Origin of the sequence: Pseudomonas sp. rhizo25 (assembly GCF_031931935.1) — a bacterium.
GTDB classification, from domain to species: domain Bacteria; phylum Pseudomonadota; class Gammaproteobacteria; order Pseudomonadales; family Pseudomonadaceae; genus Aquipseudomonas; species Aquipseudomonas synxantha.
Map to the genome: position 1 here is coordinate 1 of NZ_JAUJXA010000010.1, position 15,833 is coordinate 15,833.

At 60.0% G+C, this 15,833-nt stretch carries 12 protein-coding genes and 2 tRNA genes; 8 read left to right on the top strand and 6 right to left on the bottom strand.

Annotated elements, in window-relative coordinates:
* Window positions 1-165: 165 nt before the first annotated feature.
* From groL to QZR30_RS20055, 5 genes are all read right to left on the bottom strand, one after another.
* A complete protein-coding gene (groL, locus tag QZR30_RS20035) occupies window positions 166-1,812 on the bottom strand; it encodes a chaperonin GroEL (RefSeq protein ID WP_311904031.1) in 1,647 nt (548 codons plus the stop codon).
* A gap of 50 nt (window positions 1,813-1,862) precedes the next feature.
* Window positions 1,863-2,156, bottom strand: a complete 294-nt coding sequence (locus QZR30_RS20040) for a co-chaperone GroES (protein ID WP_003193940.1) — start codon at window positions 2,154-2,156, stop codon at window positions 1,863-1,865.
* Window positions 2,157-2,403: 247 nt separating this feature from the next.
* On the bottom strand, window positions 2,404-2,880 hold the full coding sequence (locus QZR30_RS20045; RefSeq protein ID WP_043051599.1) for an FxsA family protein: 477 nt from the start codon (window positions 2,878-2,880) through the stop codon (window positions 2,404-2,406).
* Between the two features lie 66 nt (window positions 2,881-2,946).
* Window positions 2,947-3,678 (bottom strand): HugZ family pyridoxamine 5'-phosphate oxidase, encoded by a 732-nt coding sequence (locus QZR30_RS20050; protein WP_059396557.1) that lies wholly within the window; start codon window positions 3,676-3,678, stop codon window positions 2,947-2,949.
* A 102-nt stretch (window positions 3,679-3,780) separates the two neighbouring features.
* Window positions 3,781-4,788 carry a DUF481 domain-containing protein gene (locus QZR30_RS20055; protein ID WP_046069388.1) on the bottom strand — a complete coding sequence of 336 codons (1,008 nt, stop codon included), beginning with the start codon at window positions 4,786-4,788 and terminating at the stop codon, window positions 3,781-3,783.
* Between the two features lie 196 nt (window positions 4,789-4,984).
* Here QZR30_RS20055 and QZR30_RS20060 point away from each other — a divergent pair, with 196 nt between their 5' ends.
* From QZR30_RS20060 to QZR30_RS20075, 4 genes are all read left to right on the top strand, one after another.
* Window positions 4,985-5,299 (top strand): MGMT family protein, encoded by a 315-nt coding sequence (locus tag QZR30_RS20060; RefSeq protein ID WP_043051602.1) that lies wholly within the window; start codon window positions 4,985-4,987, stop codon window positions 5,297-5,299.
* 43 nt (window positions 5,300-5,342) lie between these two features.
* A complete protein-coding gene (locus QZR30_RS20065) occupies window positions 5,343-6,884 on the top strand; it encodes an AmpG family muropeptide MFS transporter (protein WP_043051603.1) in 1,542 nt (513 codons plus the stop codon).
* Between the two features lie 176 nt (window positions 6,885-7,060).
* On the top strand, window positions 7,061-8,776 hold the full coding sequence (locus QZR30_RS20070; protein ID WP_056847588.1) for a proline--tRNA ligase: 1,716 nt from the start codon (window positions 7,061-7,063) through the stop codon (window positions 8,774-8,776).
* A gap of 20 nt (window positions 8,777-8,796) precedes the next feature.
* The gene (locus QZR30_RS20075; RefSeq protein ID WP_046069392.1) at window positions 8,797-9,750 is read left to right on the top strand and encodes a lipoprotein; all 954 of its coding nucleotides are present in this window, start codon (window positions 8,797-8,799) and stop codon (window positions 9,748-9,750) included.
* Window positions 9,751-9,879: 129 nt separating this feature from the next.
* On the opposite strand, the gene dinB is transcribed toward QZR30_RS20075, so the two are convergent.
* Window positions 9,880-10,938 carry a DNA polymerase IV gene (dinB, locus tag QZR30_RS20080; RefSeq protein WP_046069393.1) on the bottom strand — a complete coding sequence of 353 codons (1,059 nt, stop codon included), beginning with the start codon at window positions 10,936-10,938 and terminating at the stop codon, window positions 9,880-9,882.
* Window positions 10,939-11,216: 278 nt separating this feature from the next.
* On the opposite strand from dinB, the gene QZR30_RS20085 reads away from it, so the two are divergent.
* From QZR30_RS20085 to QZR30_RS20100, 4 genes are all read left to right on the top strand, one after another.
* A tRNA-Met gene (locus QZR30_RS20085) sits at window positions 11,217-11,293 on the top strand.
* A gap of 175 nt (window positions 11,294-11,468) precedes the next feature.
* Window positions 11,469-11,545, top strand: a tRNA-Met gene (locus QZR30_RS20090).
* Between the two features lie 279 nt (window positions 11,546-11,824).
* Complete coding sequence (mprF, locus tag QZR30_RS20095; RefSeq protein WP_046069394.1) at window positions 11,825-14,467, top strand: bifunctional lysylphosphatidylglycerol flippase/synthetase MprF; 2,643 nt, start codon at window positions 11,825-11,827, stop codon at window positions 14,465-14,467.
* The gene (locus tag QZR30_RS20100) at window positions 14,467-15,747 is read left to right on the top strand and encodes a virulence factor family protein (protein ID WP_046069395.1); all 1,281 of its coding nucleotides are present in this window, start codon (window positions 14,467-14,469) and stop codon (window positions 15,745-15,747) included. Before mprF ends, QZR30_RS20100 begins: the two co-directional genes overlap by 1 nt.
* Window positions 15,748-15,833: the final 86 nt, after the last annotated feature.

A 15,833-nucleotide genomic window follows, 5' to 3' on the forward strand; every position in this document is an offset into this window, starting at 1 on the left:
GCTAGCGTGTAGTCACGCTGGCTCCGCCTTTTGCCCGAATCCATTGACTCCTCCTGAAGATAGGTCAGAAGGCGTAAACCTTATTCAGGACGGGACACAGCTCACAAAAAAGCCCCGCCTGCATCACTGCAGGCGGGGCTTTTTATAGCGCCGGGTAAGGCTGGCTTACATCATACCGCCCATGCCACCCATGCCACCCATATCTGGCATACCGCCGCCAGCTGCGCCTTCAGCCTTCGGCTTTTCAGCGATAGCAGCTTCGGTGGTCAGGATCAGGCCACCGATGGAGGCTGCCGCTTGCAGCGCGGAACGGGTCACCTTGGTAGGGTCCAGGATGCCCATTTCGATCATGTCGCCATAGACGCCAGTCGCAGCGTTGTAACCGTAGTTACCCTTGCCGTTCTTGACTTCGTTGACCACAACGCTTGGCTCGTCACCGGAGTTGGCAGCGATCTGGCGCAGCGGTGCTTCAACGGCACGACGCAGTACCGCGATACCGACGTTCTGGTCAGCGTTGTCGCCAGTCAGGTTAGTCAGGGCTTCCAGGGCACGGATCAGCGCAACGCCACCGCCAGGTACCACGCCTTCTTCAACGGCTGCACGGGTTGCGTGCAGGGCGTCTTCAACGCGGGCTTTCTTCTCTTTCATTTCGACTTCGGAGCCAGCGCCAACCTTGATCACTGCAACGCCGCCGGACAGCTTGGCCAGGCGCTCTTGCAGTTTTTCACGGTCGTAGTCCGAGGAGGTTTCAGCAACCTGTGCACGGATCTGAGCGATACGGGACTCGATGTCGCCTTCAACGCCAGCACCGTCAACGATGATGGTGTTTTCCTTGGAGATGGTCACGCGCTTGGCGCTACCCAGGTTTTCCAGGGTGGCGCTTTCCAGGCTCAGGCCGATCTCTTCGGAGATAACGGTACCGCCGGTCAATACAGCGATGTCCTGCAGCATGGCCTTGCGACGATCGCCGAAGCCTGGAGCCTTGACGGCCGCGACTTTAACGATGCCACGCATGTTGTTCACGACCAGGGTCGCCAGGGCTTCGCCTTCAACGTCTTCGGAAACGATCAGCAGTGGGCGACCGGCTTTGGCAACGGCTTCCAGCACTGGCAGCATTTCGCGGATGTTGGAGATCTTCTTGTCAACCAGCAGGATCAGCGGGTTGTCCAGTTCGGCAACCATGGTCTCAGGCTTGTTGACGAAGTACGGGGACAGGTAGCCGCGGTCGAACTGCATGCCTTCTACAACCGACAGTTCGTTTTCCAGGCCCGAGCCTTCTTCAACGGTGATCACGCCTTCTTTACCGACTTTTTCCATCGCCTGGGCAATGATGTCGCCGATGGAGCTGTCGGAGTTGGCAGAGATGGTACCTACCTGAGCGATGGCCTTGGTGTCGGCGCATGGCTTGGACAGGTTCTTCAGCTCAGCCACGATGGCGATGGTCGCCTTGTCGATGCCGCGCTTGAGGTCCATCGGGTTCATGCCGGCAGCGACGGCCTTGTAGCCTTCGTTGACGATCGCCTGGGCCAGGACGGTAGCGGTGGTGGTGCCGTCGCCTGCGTCATCGTTGGCACGGGAGGCAACGTCTTTGACCAGCTGCGCACCCATGTTTTCGAAACGGTCTTCCAGTTCGATCTCTTTGGCTACGGAAACGCCGTCCTTGGTGATGGTCGGAGCGCCGAAGCTCTTCTCGATGATCACGTTACGACCTTTCGGGCCGAGGGTCGCTTTTACTGCATCAGCCAGGACGTTGACACCGGTGAGCATTTTTTTGCGGGCGGAATCGCCGAATTTAACTTCTTTAGCAGCCATGATCGATATTCCTTAAATACTTTGTAGTAACGGGAAAATGAGCGAGGAAATCAGTCTTCCAGAACGGCGAGAATTTCGTTCTCAGCCATTACCAGCAGGTCTTCGCCGTCTACTTTCACAGTGTTGCTGCCGGAGTAAGGGCCGAAAACAACCTTGTCACCCACCTTCACGGCCAGTGCGCGTACATCACCGTTCTCCAGGGTCTTGCCTGGGCCTGCAGCGACGATCACACCGTGGTTGGCTTTTTCAGCAGCCGAACCTGGCAGAACGATCCCGCCAGCGGTTTTCTTTTCTTCTTCGCTGCGACGGATTACGACGCGGTCGTGCAGAGGACGAAGCTTCATTGTCGATCTCTCCTAATTGTGTTTTTCATCGGCCGGTATCAATTCCGGCGGGTTAAATTCCGGCGGTGCCGGTCGCGACTCGCTGGGCGAATCGCGGAAGTCTGTCTAGTGTCACCACCAGAAACCTTGCGGTGACCGTTACATAAGGGCGGCTGTGGTTATTACAAGGGGGCAAGGATGAAATTTTTTGTGTCGGCGGCGGGGTGAATGCAACACGGCACCCGAGGGTGCCGTGCCAGTGAAGCGCTTATTTGCTGTCGCGATGTTCGAATTCGCCTTCGATCACATCGCCTTCGCGTCCCAGGGGCTGGCGCGGAGCCGGACCGCCGCGGGGTTGCAGGTCGTCGGCGAAGGCGCGTTGGCGAATCGCGGCTTCTTCGGCGCGCTGGCGCATTTTGCCCGCCAGCAGCTTGCGCGTGAACGGCAGCAGCAGGACCAGGCCGACCACATCGCTGACAAAGCCCGGCAGGATCAACAAGCCACCTGCCAGCGCCATCATCAAGCCCTCCAGCATGGTCTGGGCGGGTAACTCGCCGCGGTTCAGGCTTTCACGGGCACGCAGCGCCGTGGCCAGGCCGGCGACGCGCAGCACGAGGACGCCGAGCATCGAGCCGGCGATGATCAACAGCAATGCCGGGAAAAACCCGATCGCACCGCTGACTTGAACGAATACGAACAGCTCCAACACCGGGAACAGCAGAAAGAGCAATAAAAAAGGGCGCATCAAATGGTTCCTCAACGCAAGAATGCCTTGCCAGTCCACCTTAGATGACGTCGCCATTTCGTGAATTCAAGCATTGGCGGCGGTTATTTTCGGCCAGGCCTCGGCGTGAGCCAATGAAACCAAGGCTTCGCGCACTTGTGTCGGCGTGTTGCAAGGCGTTGCGAAGGGCAACCAATGCAGGGACTGGCCGATACGCAGGTGCATGCCTTCGCTGTCGATGCCAGCCAATTGCGCAGGCTCGGACGTGGGCAACCCGCTGAGCCCGACGTAATGGGCGATGGCCTTGGTGTGATCGCTGTTCATGTGCTCGATCATGCTGCGTTCGGCCTTGCCGGCAAACGGGTTGGCCAAGGTCAACTGATCGACCCAGTGAATCGCGCCAAACCCGCCGATATACCGGTGGCGCACCGGCTTGAGCACCCAGAAATCGAAATCGTGGGCCTTGTGGTAGTTGGCCGAATCGGGGAAATAGCGGTAATAGCGCTCGGCAGCGGCTTCAATCACTGCCTGGTCTTCAAGCTTTTCGGCTTCGGCCAGGTAGGTCAGGCGCCCCACGGCCTGCACATCATCGGCCCCGCGCTCACCTACCAGCAGCGAGCACTTGGGATCTTTTTGCAGGTTGTGGGTGTGCTGGGCGATGCGGCTGATCAGGATCAGCGGGCGGCCCTGCTCGTCAAGGCAATAGGGCACGACCGAGCCAAAGGGAAACCCGGGCATGGCCTTGGACAGTGTGGAGAGAGCCCCACGGTATTCCTTGAGCAACAGCTCTCGGGCGTTCTTGGCAACGTGCACGCTCAACGTATGACTCCTCGGTGTTCCGCCGTCCATGGCATATGGGAATGGATCTCAACACAAGGTAATCAATATCCGCGCAGGTTGCCAGGGTGGCCGACGCAGGTTTTACCAGGCCACACCAAAGCCTGCGGTGTAGCGGGTCTTGCTCAAGCTGCTGTCGGAGTTGCCGCTGACCTCGTTGCGCTCGGCCTTCAAGTTGAGCGAGGCCCATTCGGTGACCTTGTAGCGCAGGCCCATCTCGGCATCCAGGGAATACTCGGCCGGCCCGGCCAGGGGCTTGCCCAATTCACCGTTGGTGAAGAACTCGACGGTCTTGCCCACCAGGTAGCGGTTGTAGTTCCACTTCATGGCCAGGGAATAGAAGTTGTCCTTGCCGCCGTCGGCATATTCATAATCGGTGCGGTTGACCAGCGAACCCAGGGAGAAGGCGCCCAGCTCATCGTCCCAGAACTGATAGCCCGGGCCGGTACCGACAACGCGCTGGCGAGCCAGGTCTTCGACCTTGTCGCGCTTGTAGGTCAAGCGGCCCTGCCAGAACCAGTGCTCGGTGATGAAGCGGTCCAGGCTGTATTCCAGCGCCCAGTTGTCGGTGGTGGTGACGTCATCCTGGAACTCGCGGTTGTATTCACCCTTGCCCGTATGACGCCACTGGCCGTGACGGGCCGACGTCTTGAAGTCGACGTCGTAGTCGTTGGTGTCTTTGTCGGCACGCTTGTAGTCCAGCGCCAGGTCGACGTTGCCCTTCCACACCAGGTCTTCGATCACTGGCTTGGGCTTCATGATCTGCTGGATACTTGCCAGCTCCACGGTCTTGGGTGCCTCGCCGTTGGCCAGCACCACCTTGCCGTCATCCGAGGCGTGCAAGGACTTGGCCTTTTCGCCGCTGTAGGCGTCCTGCTTGACCAGCAGTTCCTGGTCGCTTTCCAGGGTCTTGACCTGCTTCCAGTCCACCGGGATGGAGCCAGCGTAGGTGGTCTGGATCAGCAATTTGCCGCCATCGAAGACTTTGATCTTGCCGGTCAGGCGATCACCGTTTTTCAACCACACGGTATCGGCGAGCAAGGGCGTGGAAGCACTTAAAACAGCAAGGCACAACAGGGTTCTGGACAACATAAGCAGATACGGGGCTCAGGGGTGGCGAAAATAAGGGGCGTTATAGTGTTACATGGCTAGAACTGACTCAAGGATTTATATTGAGTTCAATTCTCATCGCCATGTTTACAGACGTTTCTGACAAAACAACGACGATCTCAACGGATATCCCCACACAGTGAATCTACCTGCCGATACGCCGCAAAGCCCCGCCGACATGCGTCGTACCGCCTTGTACCTGACGCTGGCGCAAGTGCCGGAAGGCTGCGTGGTGAGCTACGGCGAGCTGGCCCGACTGGCCGGCCTGGGCCGCGCCGCCCGCTGGGTCGGGCGCACCCTGAGCCAGTTGCCCGAGGACACGCGATTGCCCTGGCATCGGGTGCTGGGTGCCGGCGGTCGGATAAGCCTGCCGGTGGGCAGTGCTTCGGGTGACGAACAACGTGCGCGTTTGCGTAGCGAAGGCGTCACTATCTTGAACAATCGCGTTGATATTCAGCGTCATGGCTGGCGCCCGGTAGAGCACAGCGGTTAGAGTGCGCGCTTTGTTTCCGCAAATCTGAGGCAGACTCCAGCCCATGCCCCGTAAAACCTGGCGCGCCGCGCTCGCCGCCTATGCCAGCCCCTCGACGTTAGTGCTGTTGTTGCTCGGTTTCGCCGCCGGCATGCCTTACATGTTGGTGTTCTCGACGCTTTCCGTGTGGCTGCGTGAAGCCGGTGTGGCCCGCGAGACCATCGGTTATGCGAGCCTGATCGGTCTGGCCTACGCCTTCAAATGGGTCTGGTCGCCGCTGCTCGACCAATGGCGCCTGCCGTTACTCGGTAAATTGGGGCGTCGTCGTTCCTGGCTGGTGCTGGCCCAGTCGCTGGTGATCCTCGGATTGATCGGCATGGGCTTCTGCGATCCGCAAAAACACTTGTCCTGGTTGATCGCCATTGCGGTGGTGGTCGCGTTCGCGTCGGCCACCCAAGACATTGCCGTGGATGCCTATCGCCTGGAAATTGCCGACGACAGCCGCCAGGCCGCCCTGGCCGCAAGCTATATGTCCGGTTATCGCATTGCCGCACTGCTGGCCACGGCCGGCGCACTGTTCTTTGCCGAAGGCTTCGGCTCCACCGGCTTCAACTATAAACACTCGGCCTGGACCGGCACCTATGTGCTGTTCGGCGTGTTGATGGTTCCGGCCCTGCTGACCACCCTGTTGATGCGTGAGCCCGATGTGCCCCTGCGCACCCAGTTGCAGGCCGGGCGCTACAGCTTCGTGCACCAACTGGTGTCGGTGTTCGTGTTGATCGTGCTGCTGGTGTCGGTGCCGGCGATGTTCACCCAGCTGTACAACACTGACTTCGCCAGCGTGCTGTTCCAGGGTGTGAGCCTATGGGAATTGCTGATGGAAGACCGCGCATTCCTGCGCGCCATCCTCTATATCACGCTCACTTCGCTGTGCCTGTCGGCCATGGGGCGCCGGGGCCTGGCGCCGGTGCTGACGCCGGTCAACGACTTCATCCTGCGTTATCGCTGGCAGGCACTGTTGCTGCTCGGGCTGATTGCCACCTATCGCATGTCCGACACGGTGATGGGCGTGATGGCCAACGTGTTCTACATCGACCAGGGCTTTACCAAGGACCAGATCGCCGGGGTGAGCAAAATCTTCGGCCTGATCATGACCCTGGTCGGCGCCGGCATGGGCGGCCTATTGATTGTGCGGTTCGGTATCCTGCCGATCCTGTTCATCGGCGGCGTGGCCTCGGCCGGCACCAACCTGTTGTTCGTGATGCTCGCCGACATGGGCCCCGACCTGCAGATGCTGATCGTCACCATTTCCCTGGATAACTTCAGCTCGGGCCTGGCCACGTCGGCGTTTGTCGCCTACCTGTCGAGCCTGACCAACCTCAAGTTCTCCGCCACCCAGTACGCGTTGCTCAGCTCGATCATGCTGTTGCTGCCACGCCTGATCGGCGGGTATTCGGGGGTGATGGTGGAGAAGTTCGGTTACCACAACTTCTTCATGATCACCTGCCTGCTGGGCCTGCCGACGCTGTTCCTGATTGCGTTGCACTGGTTCCAGGAAAATAGGCGTGCACGGTTGAACCCCTCTGAAGAAACGGATCCCTTGTAGGAGCGAGCTTGCTCGCGAAGAACTCACAGACACCGCGTTCTCCCCGGTTTCCCACGTCATCGTTGACGATCTTCGCGAGCAAGCTCGCTCCTACATAGCTCATGCCTGTACGCGAGCAGCAAGCGCCCGTACAATCCCAAGTCATTTCAAGTCCAAGCAACCGACAACGGCCTACCATGCGTACCAGTCAATATTTGCTCGCCACACAGAAAGAAACGCCTTCCGACGCGGTAGTGATCAGCCACCAGCTGATGCTGCGCGCCGGCATGATCCGCAAACTGGCCTCCGGCCTGTACACCTGGTTGCCCATGGGCTTGAAGGTGATGCGCAAGGTCGAAGCCATCGTTCGTGAAGAAATGAACGCCGCCGGCTCTCTGGAAGTGTTGATGCCGAGCACCCAACCGGCTGAGTTGTGGCAGGAATCCGGGCGCTGGGAAGAGTACGGCCCTGAGTTGCTGCGCTTCAAGGACCGTCATGGCCGCGATTTCTGCGCCGGCCCGACCCATGAAGAAGTCATCACCGACCTGATGCGCAACGAGTTGAGCAGCTATAAGCAGTTGCCACTGAACCTGTATCAGATCCAGACCAAGTTCCGTGATGAAATCCGCCCACGCTTCGGCCTGATGCGTGGCCGCGAGTTCATCATGAAGGATGCTTATTCCTTCCACGCCGACCTCGCGTCGCTGCAGGTCACCTACGACCGCATGCACCAGGCCTATTGCAACGTGTTTACGCGCCTGGGCCTGAAATTCCGCCCGGTTGAAGCGGACAACGGCTCCATCGGCGGTGCCGGCTCCCACGAATTCCACGTGCTGGCCGAATCCGGCGAAGACGATATCGTGTTCAGCAACGGCTCCGACTACGCGGCCAACATCGAGAAAGCCGAAGCCGTGCCACGGGAAACTTCCCGCCCCGCACCGACCGAGGAACTGCGCCTGGTCGATACCCCTGACACCAAGACCATCGCGGCCCTGGTGGAAAAATTCAATCTGCCGATTGAAAAGACCATCAAGACCTTGATCGTGCACGCCGAAGAAGAAGGCAAGCTGATCGCCCTGGTCATACGTGGCGACCACGAGCTCAACGAAATCAAGGCGGCCAACCAGCCTGGCGTCGCCAGCCCGCTGGTCATGGCCTCCGACGCCGAACTGCGTGACGCCATCGGCGCCGGTGCCGGTTCCCTGGGCCCGCTGAACCTGCCGCTGCCGATCATCATCGACCGTTCGGTAGAGCTGATGAGCGACTTCGGCATCGGCGCGAACATCGACGACAAGCACTACTTCGGCGTGAACTGGGAGCGCGACCTGCCGGTGCCGACCGTGGCCGACCTGCGTAACGTTGTCGCCGGCGACCCAAGCCCGGATGGCAAGGGCACCCTGGAAATCAAGCGCGGCATCGAAGTCGGGCATATCTTCCAGCTGGGCAACAAGTACAGCAAGGCGATGAAGTGCGAAGTGCTGGGCGAGAACGGCAAGCCGATCACCCTGGAAATGGGTTGCTACGGCATCGGCGTTTCTCGTGTGGTAGCCGCTGCCATCGAACAGAATAACGACGAAAAAGGCATTATCTGGAGTGACGCCCTCGCACCGTTCCAGGTGGCCCTGGTGCCACTGCGCTACGAAACCGAGCAGGTACGCGAAGCCACCGACAAACTGTATGCCGAACTGACGGCCGCCGGTTTTGAAGTGCTGCTGGATGACCGGGACAAGAAGACCAGCCCGGGTATCAAGTTTGCCGACATGGAACTGATTGGCATCCCGCACCGGATCGTGGTCAGTGACCGCGGCCTGGCCGATGGCAACCTGGAATACAAGAGCCGGACCGAAGCCGAAGCCCAACCGTTGCCGGTGGCTGACGTGCTGTCTTTCCTCCAGGCGCGCATTCGTCGCTGAAAACCAGACCAAGAGACGTCATGTTCAAGCCACACACCAGAGCCCTGGGGGGCGCCGCCTTGTGCGGCGCCCTGCTGGTCAGCGGCTGCGCCAATCAGATGTCGCAACGCAGCGAGCACGAAGAGCGGATCGAGCGCAAGTTGCTCGACCACAGCCTGCAGATCGATGTCGGCGAACCCAAAGTGCTGGAGCTGCCGCAACGCCGGGTTCGCATCCATGAGCAGAAGACCTTCGAGGTCACCGAATTCGAAGTCACCCGTCGTTACGACCGCTACACGCCCTACCAGCCCTGGCGCAAACTCTATGAGATGCCGCTGGGCGCCGTGGCGTTGGTGGCCGGCGTGGGCGCCAACGTGGCGAATATCTTCGCCCTCGGCAACTTGCCCACGAGCGTGACCCGTGACTGGTTGAGCTACGGCGTGGACGGCATCAACCCGTTCATGAACGTGCAATCCCACGGCCGTGCGCAACAGAACCTGGCAGCCATCGATGAAGTCCAGCGTGACAAGCGCCTGGAGTACTCGAGCCTGCCCTGGAGCGAACGCCCGGTACAGGTCACCGCCGGCAAGCAGACCCATGAGCTGACCACCGACCGCAACGGCATACTGCGCCTGAACCTGTTGGACAGCCCATTTGCCGAGCAAGACCTGAACCGCGTCACCACCTTGAAGATCAGCGTCGAAGACGGCCAGGATGACGTGCATACGGACTCGACCCTGGCGGTCAGCAACAGCCTGCGCGGCAAATTGCTGGAAGCCCATGGGCTGATCTACGACGACCTGGAAGATGACGAGGTGAACCAGTGGGTACACCGGGTCAAGCGCCTGTCGGAACTGGGCCTGGAAGAAGAAGCCAGCGAACTGGAGCAAAGCCTGATCGAGCTGACCCGCAATGATCCGGAATTGCAGCAGGAGTTTGTGCAGGCACTGACCAAGGATGCGGGGCGCTTGGTGGCAGACCCTGGCGCACGCTGATCCCAGGCTTTTTTTGTAGGAGCGAGCTTGCTCGCGAAAAACGTCAACGATAACGCGTGTTTCCTGGAAGAACGCGGTGCCTATGAGTTTTTCGCGAGCAAGCTCGCTCCTACAGAGAGCACCCGGTTTTTACCAGGAAAATTCGAGCTGTTCGTTACCGCCGCTCAGGTCCAGCAACCGCACCCCAATCCCCAGCAATCGCACCGGTTTCCCCCCACGGTTAAACGCCTGGGTCAGCAACTGTTGATAACTCTCCAGATCCCGCCCTGCCCCGGCCTGTTCCAGTGTCGTCTGGGTAAAGTCATGAAACTTCACTTTTACAAACGGCTTGCCTGCCCGGTAGCTGCTGTCTATGCGCGCCATCCGCCCGGCCAGGGTTTCCATCAGCTCGGGCAGTTTCGCCAGGCAGCTTGAGAGATCCGGCAAGTCCACGTCGTAGGTATTTTCCACACTGATGGATTGTCGACGGCTGTCGTTCTGCACCACGCGGTCATCAATCCCACGGGCCAGGCTCCACAGGCGCTCGCCAAAACTGCCAAATTCGCGCACCAGCGCCAGTTTGTTCCACTCGCGCAACTGCAGGCAGTCTTCGATACCCAGGCGTGCGAGCTTATCCGCCGTGACCTTGCCGACGCCGTGCAACTTGCTGACGCGCAACTGCGAAACAAAGTCTTCGACCTGGTCCGGGGTGATCACGAACAGGCCGTTGGGTTTCTTCCAGTCGCTGGCGATCTTGGCCAAGAACTTGTTCGGCGCCACACCGGCAGACACGGTGATATGCAGCTGGTTGGAAACACGGCGGCGGATATCCTGGGCAATGCGCGTGGCACTGCCGCCAAAATGCGAACTGTCGGAGACATCAAGGTAGGCTTCATCCAGCGACAACGGCTCGATCAAGTCGGTGTAGTCGCGAAAGATCGTCTGGATTTCCTTCGATGCTTCTTTATAGGCATCCATGCGCGGCTTGACGATGGTCAGGTCCGGGCACAGCTTCAAGGCATGGCGCGACGACATGGCAGAACGAACCCCGTAAGCCCGTGCTTCGTAGTTGCAAGTAGCGATCACGCCCCGACGGTCCGCCGAGCCACCCACGGCCAAGGGCTTTTGCGCCAGGCTCGGGTCATCGCGCATCTCAATGGCGGCGTAGAAGCAATCACAATCGACGTGGATGATTTTGCGCTGCGTCATATAAACGGGGTGTGAACCAACGGGTGGGCAGTATCGCATTCACACCTGTATATAGCACCAGTAGTTTGATTCTTCCTTCCAAGTGGTAGGAAATTTCTCAGATGAATTTATTTTCTCAATCGAATTCAGCCTTCCGATAGAGCTGAAAGCCTCGGCCTGACTGGCCCCGAGCGGTTCAAGGCCGCACTTTTGAGAGCTAACCGATTGAAGCACAAGCGCTTTTCTTCGATTAACGGGTTGACACACTCGCGTTCCTCTGTAGAATGCCGACACACAGACGCGGGATGGAGCAGTCTGGTAGCTCGTCGGGCTCATAACCCGAAGGTCGTCGGTTCAAATCCGGCTCCCGCAACCAAACATCAAGAAAGGCTACTCGAAAGAGTGGCCTTTTTTGTGCGCGTCTGTTTTTCATCCCCCTCTTACCAAAAACGCGCCAACACCTTGATTTCAGAATAATTCGCACTAATTGGCCCCATCGGTGCATTAACGGTTGACACCCTGCCGCTGGGCTGTAGAATGCCGCCCACAGACGCGGGATGGAGCAGTCTGGTAGCTCGTCGGGCTCATAACCCGAAGGTCGTCGGTTCAAATCCGGCTCCCGCAACCAAACATCAAAAAAGGCTACTCGAAAGAGTGGCCTTTTTTGTATCCGGTGAAAAAGTTCTCCTGAAACAATGACATGGCATCTTTCATGAAACCGTACAGGGTTTGTAGAGTCCATCTCATTGCACGCTAGGCTCAATGCTCAAGCGCTTCCCTCTACGACCAATGGCCGCAGTCGCCCCACCCGGTGATCCGCGTTAATATTTGTAATTATTTTGTCCATAGGGATTGGTAACTTGGCTGGATACCCCCATCCTGTCGCGCACAATCCACGAGGTGATTGATGCGCGCCAACTCGTCTGAACCACAAGACACTGTCACAGCAGAACAACCGATCACGCCCACCCGCTTGCGCTGGCTGGATCTGTTGAGCAAGTACCGGCAGCCTATCGGCCTGGCGGTTACGCTGCTGTTGTTTGCTATCGCCCTGATCGCTTGCCGACACCTGCTGCTGGAACTGGATCTCTATGCCCTGCATGACTCGATCCTGGAGGTGCCCAAGCCATCCCTGCTCGGCGCGTTTGCAGCGGCGGTCGCCGGCTTCGTCATCCTGCTCGGCTATGAATTCTCCGGTGCCCGTTATGCCGGGGTGAAGTTGCCCGCCAAGACCCTGGCCCTGGGTGGCTTCACCGCCTTTGCCATCGGCAACGCCATTGGTTTGTCGATGCTCTCGGGCGGCTCGGTGCGCTACCGTCTATATGCACGGCATGGCATCGGCGCGTCGGAAGTAGCGCACATGACCGTGTTCGCCAGCCTGGCCCTGGGCTGTGCCCTGCCGCCACTGGCCGCATTGGCCACCTTGAGCAACCTGCCGGCGGCCTCGACTTACCTGCATTTACCGCAAGGCCTGCTCGGCGGCATCGCCGGTGCCGTGCTGCTGCTGTCAGCCGCGTTGTGCATCGGTATCTATCGCCGCCGCCTGCCGGAACAGCCCTATCCCGACAACCTGCTGGTCAAGGCCGGACGCCGTACGCTGCGCCTGCCTGGCCGTCGCCTGACCTTCCTGCAACTGATCATCACCGCACTGGACGTCGCCGCTGCCGCTACCGTCCTTTATATGTTGTTGCCGGAAGCACCGCCCTTCGGTCCGTTCCTGCTGGTGTACCTGCTGGCCCTGGCCGCCGGCGTGCTCAGCCATGTGCCGGGAGGCGTGGGTGTATTCGAAGCGATCCTGCTGGCGGCCTTCGCCGACAAACTCGGTGCCGCGCCCCTGGCTGCAGCCTTGCTGCTGTACCGGATGATCTATGTGGTCCTGCCGCTGTTGATCGCCTGTGTGTTCCTGCTGGTCAACGAGGCCCAGCGTCTATTCCAGACCCAGCAAAGCCTGCGGGTGGCCTCGGGGCTGGCGGCGCCAGTACTGGCCGTACTGGTTTTTTTGTCCGGCGTGGTCCTGCTGTTTTCCGGCGCCACGCCAGAAATCGACTCACGCCTGGAAAACATCGGCTTCCTGATTCCCCACCGCCTGATTGACGCTTCGCACTTTGGTGCCAGCCTGATCGGCGTGTTGTGCCTGCTGCTCGCCCAGGGCCTGCGTCGACGTTTGTCGGCAGCCTGGATGCTGACCATGGTGTTGCTGCTGGTGGGGGCCCTGCTCTCGCTGCTTAAAGGTTTCGACTGGGAAGAAGCCAGCCTGATGACCATGACAGCGGTGCTGCTGGCGATCTTCCGTCGCTCGTTCTACCGCGCCAGCCGCCTGACCGAATTGCCTTTTTCGCCGCTGTACCTGGTGGCCAGTGTCTGTGTACTCGGCGCTTCGATCTGGCTGCTGCTGTTCGCCTATCAGGACGTGCCCTACAGCCATCAACTGTGGTGGCAGTTCACCCTCGACGCCAACGCCCCACGTGGCTTGCGCTCATTGCTGGGTGCCGCGGTACTGCTGGTAATCGTGTCGCTGACCTGGCTGCTGCGCACTGCACGCCCGGTCATCCACTTGCCGACGTCGGAAGAACTGGAGCGCGCCACCAAGATCCTGATGGCCTCCTCCCAGCCCGACGGCGGCCTGGCGCTGACTGGCGACAAGGCGCTGCTGTTCCACCCCAACGACGAAGCCTTCCTGATGTACGCCCGTCGCGGACGCAGCCTGGTGGCCCTGTACGACCCGATCGGCCCGACCCAACCGCGTGCCGAGATGATCTGGCAGTTCCGTGACCTGTGCGACATCCATCATGCCCGCCCGGTGTTCTATCAGGTCCGTGCCGAGAACCTGCCGTACTACATGGACATCGGCCTCACCGCGATCAAGTTGGGCGAAGAAGCCCGCGTCGACCTGAAACGCTTTGACCTGGAAGCCAAGGGCAAAGAGATGAAGGATTTGCGCTACACCTGGAACCGTGGCACCCGGGACGGCCTGTCCCTGGAAATCTTCGAACCCGGCCAGGCGCCGATGGATGAATTAAAAGTTATCTCCGATGCCTGGCTGACAGGTAAGAATGTGCGGGAAAAGGGCTTCTCCCTGGGCCGTTTCAGCGACGACTACCTCAAGCACTTCCGTATCGCGATCATTCGCTTCGAAGGGCGCCCGGTGGCCTTTGCCAACCTGCTCGAAACCTACAACCATGACCTGGCCAGCCTTGACCTGATGCGTGCCCACCCGGACGCGCCCAAGCTGACCATGGAGTTCATGATGGTGGGCCTGATTCAACATTATAAGAACCACGGCTACGCCCGCTTCAGCCTCGGCATGGTGCCGCTGTCGGGCCTGCAACCGCGGCGTGGCGCACCGTTGACCCAGCGCCTGGGCTCGATGGTGTTCCGTCGTGGCGAGCAACTGTATAACTTTCAAGGTCTGCGCCGCTTCAAAGACAAGTTCCAGCCTGACTGGGAACCCCGTTACATGGCCGTGCCCGCAGGACTTGATCCGCTGGTGGCACTGGCCGATACCGCCGCCCTGATCGCGGGCGGCTTGACTGGATTGGTGAAACGCTGATGATTCGACGCTCCTGGCGGTATGTATTGGCCTTTGTAGTGCTGCTCGCCCTGATCCTGGGTGGCGGCTATTGGTACTGGAACCGCCCTGCTCCGCAACCGACCCTGGAGCAATTGCCCCAGGCCGACGGCTCGGTGATGACCCGCGTGACCCCGGCCAGCACCGCGAAAGCTCGTGTAGCCGTGGCGGTGATGGCTGATGAAGCCCTGACCGACAGCCAGCTGATTGCCCTGAGCCAGGGTGGCGCGGCACAGATCATCCAGGTGGTGCTGCCCAAGGCTGACTGCACAGTGCAGGAACAAGCCCTGCAAGGCGCCCTGGCCCAGCTTAAGGGCCCGGCGACCCTGGTCAGCGGCATCGGCCCTGGCGCCGCACTCGCCTGGCGCTGGCTGGCCACCCAGAACGATGACAAGGCCAACGCCATCTCGGTGGGCTTCGCATTGACCCAGGAAGGCTGCAAGGACCCGCTGCCGAAAACCGCCGCCCATGGCAACTGGCTGGTAGCGTGGAACGATAATCCTGACGATGAAAGCGCCAGCTTCGTACGCGACACTCCGCGTGCCACCACCAGCATCAGCGATTACGACATTCATTACCCGCAAATCCTGAACAACGAGTTGCGCAAGCAACTGGTAGGTTCGGACAACGGCGGCCTGGCCATTCCAGTGGTGGAAGTACCCGCTGGCCAAGCCAAGGACACCGTAACCCTGTTCCTCTCCGGTGACGGCGGCTGGCGCGACCTGGATCGCGACGTGGCCGGCGAGATGGCCAAGATCGGTTACCCGGTGGTCGGCATCGACACCCTGCGCTACTACTGGCAGCACAAGACTCCGGAACAAAGCGCCAAGGACCTCACTGAGCTGATGCAGCACTACCGGCAGAAATGGGGCACCAAACGCTTCGTGCTGACCGGTTATTCGTTTGGCGCCGATGTACTGCCGGCCATTTACAACCGTATGCCGGAAAACGAACAGCAACGGGTCGACGCAATCATCCTGCTGGCCTTCGCCCGCACCGGCAGCTTTGAAATCGAAGTGGAGGGTTGGCTGGGTAACGCCGGCAAAGAAGCCGCGACCGGCCCGGAAATGGCCAAGCTACCGCCAGAGAAGGTCGTATGCATCTACGGCGCGGAAGAAGTCGATGAGAGTGGCTGCACCGACAAGACTGCGGTGGGCGAAGCCATGAAGCTGCCGGGCGGGCACCACTTCGATGAAAACTACCCGGCGCTGGCCAAGCGCTTGGTGGACATTATCGTCAAGCACCAGGGCAAAACCGAGTAGCTCCAGGGCTGTACACAAAACCAAATGTGGGAGGGGGCTTGCTCCCGATAGCAGGGTGTCAGTCAATGATGTATGACTGATCCACC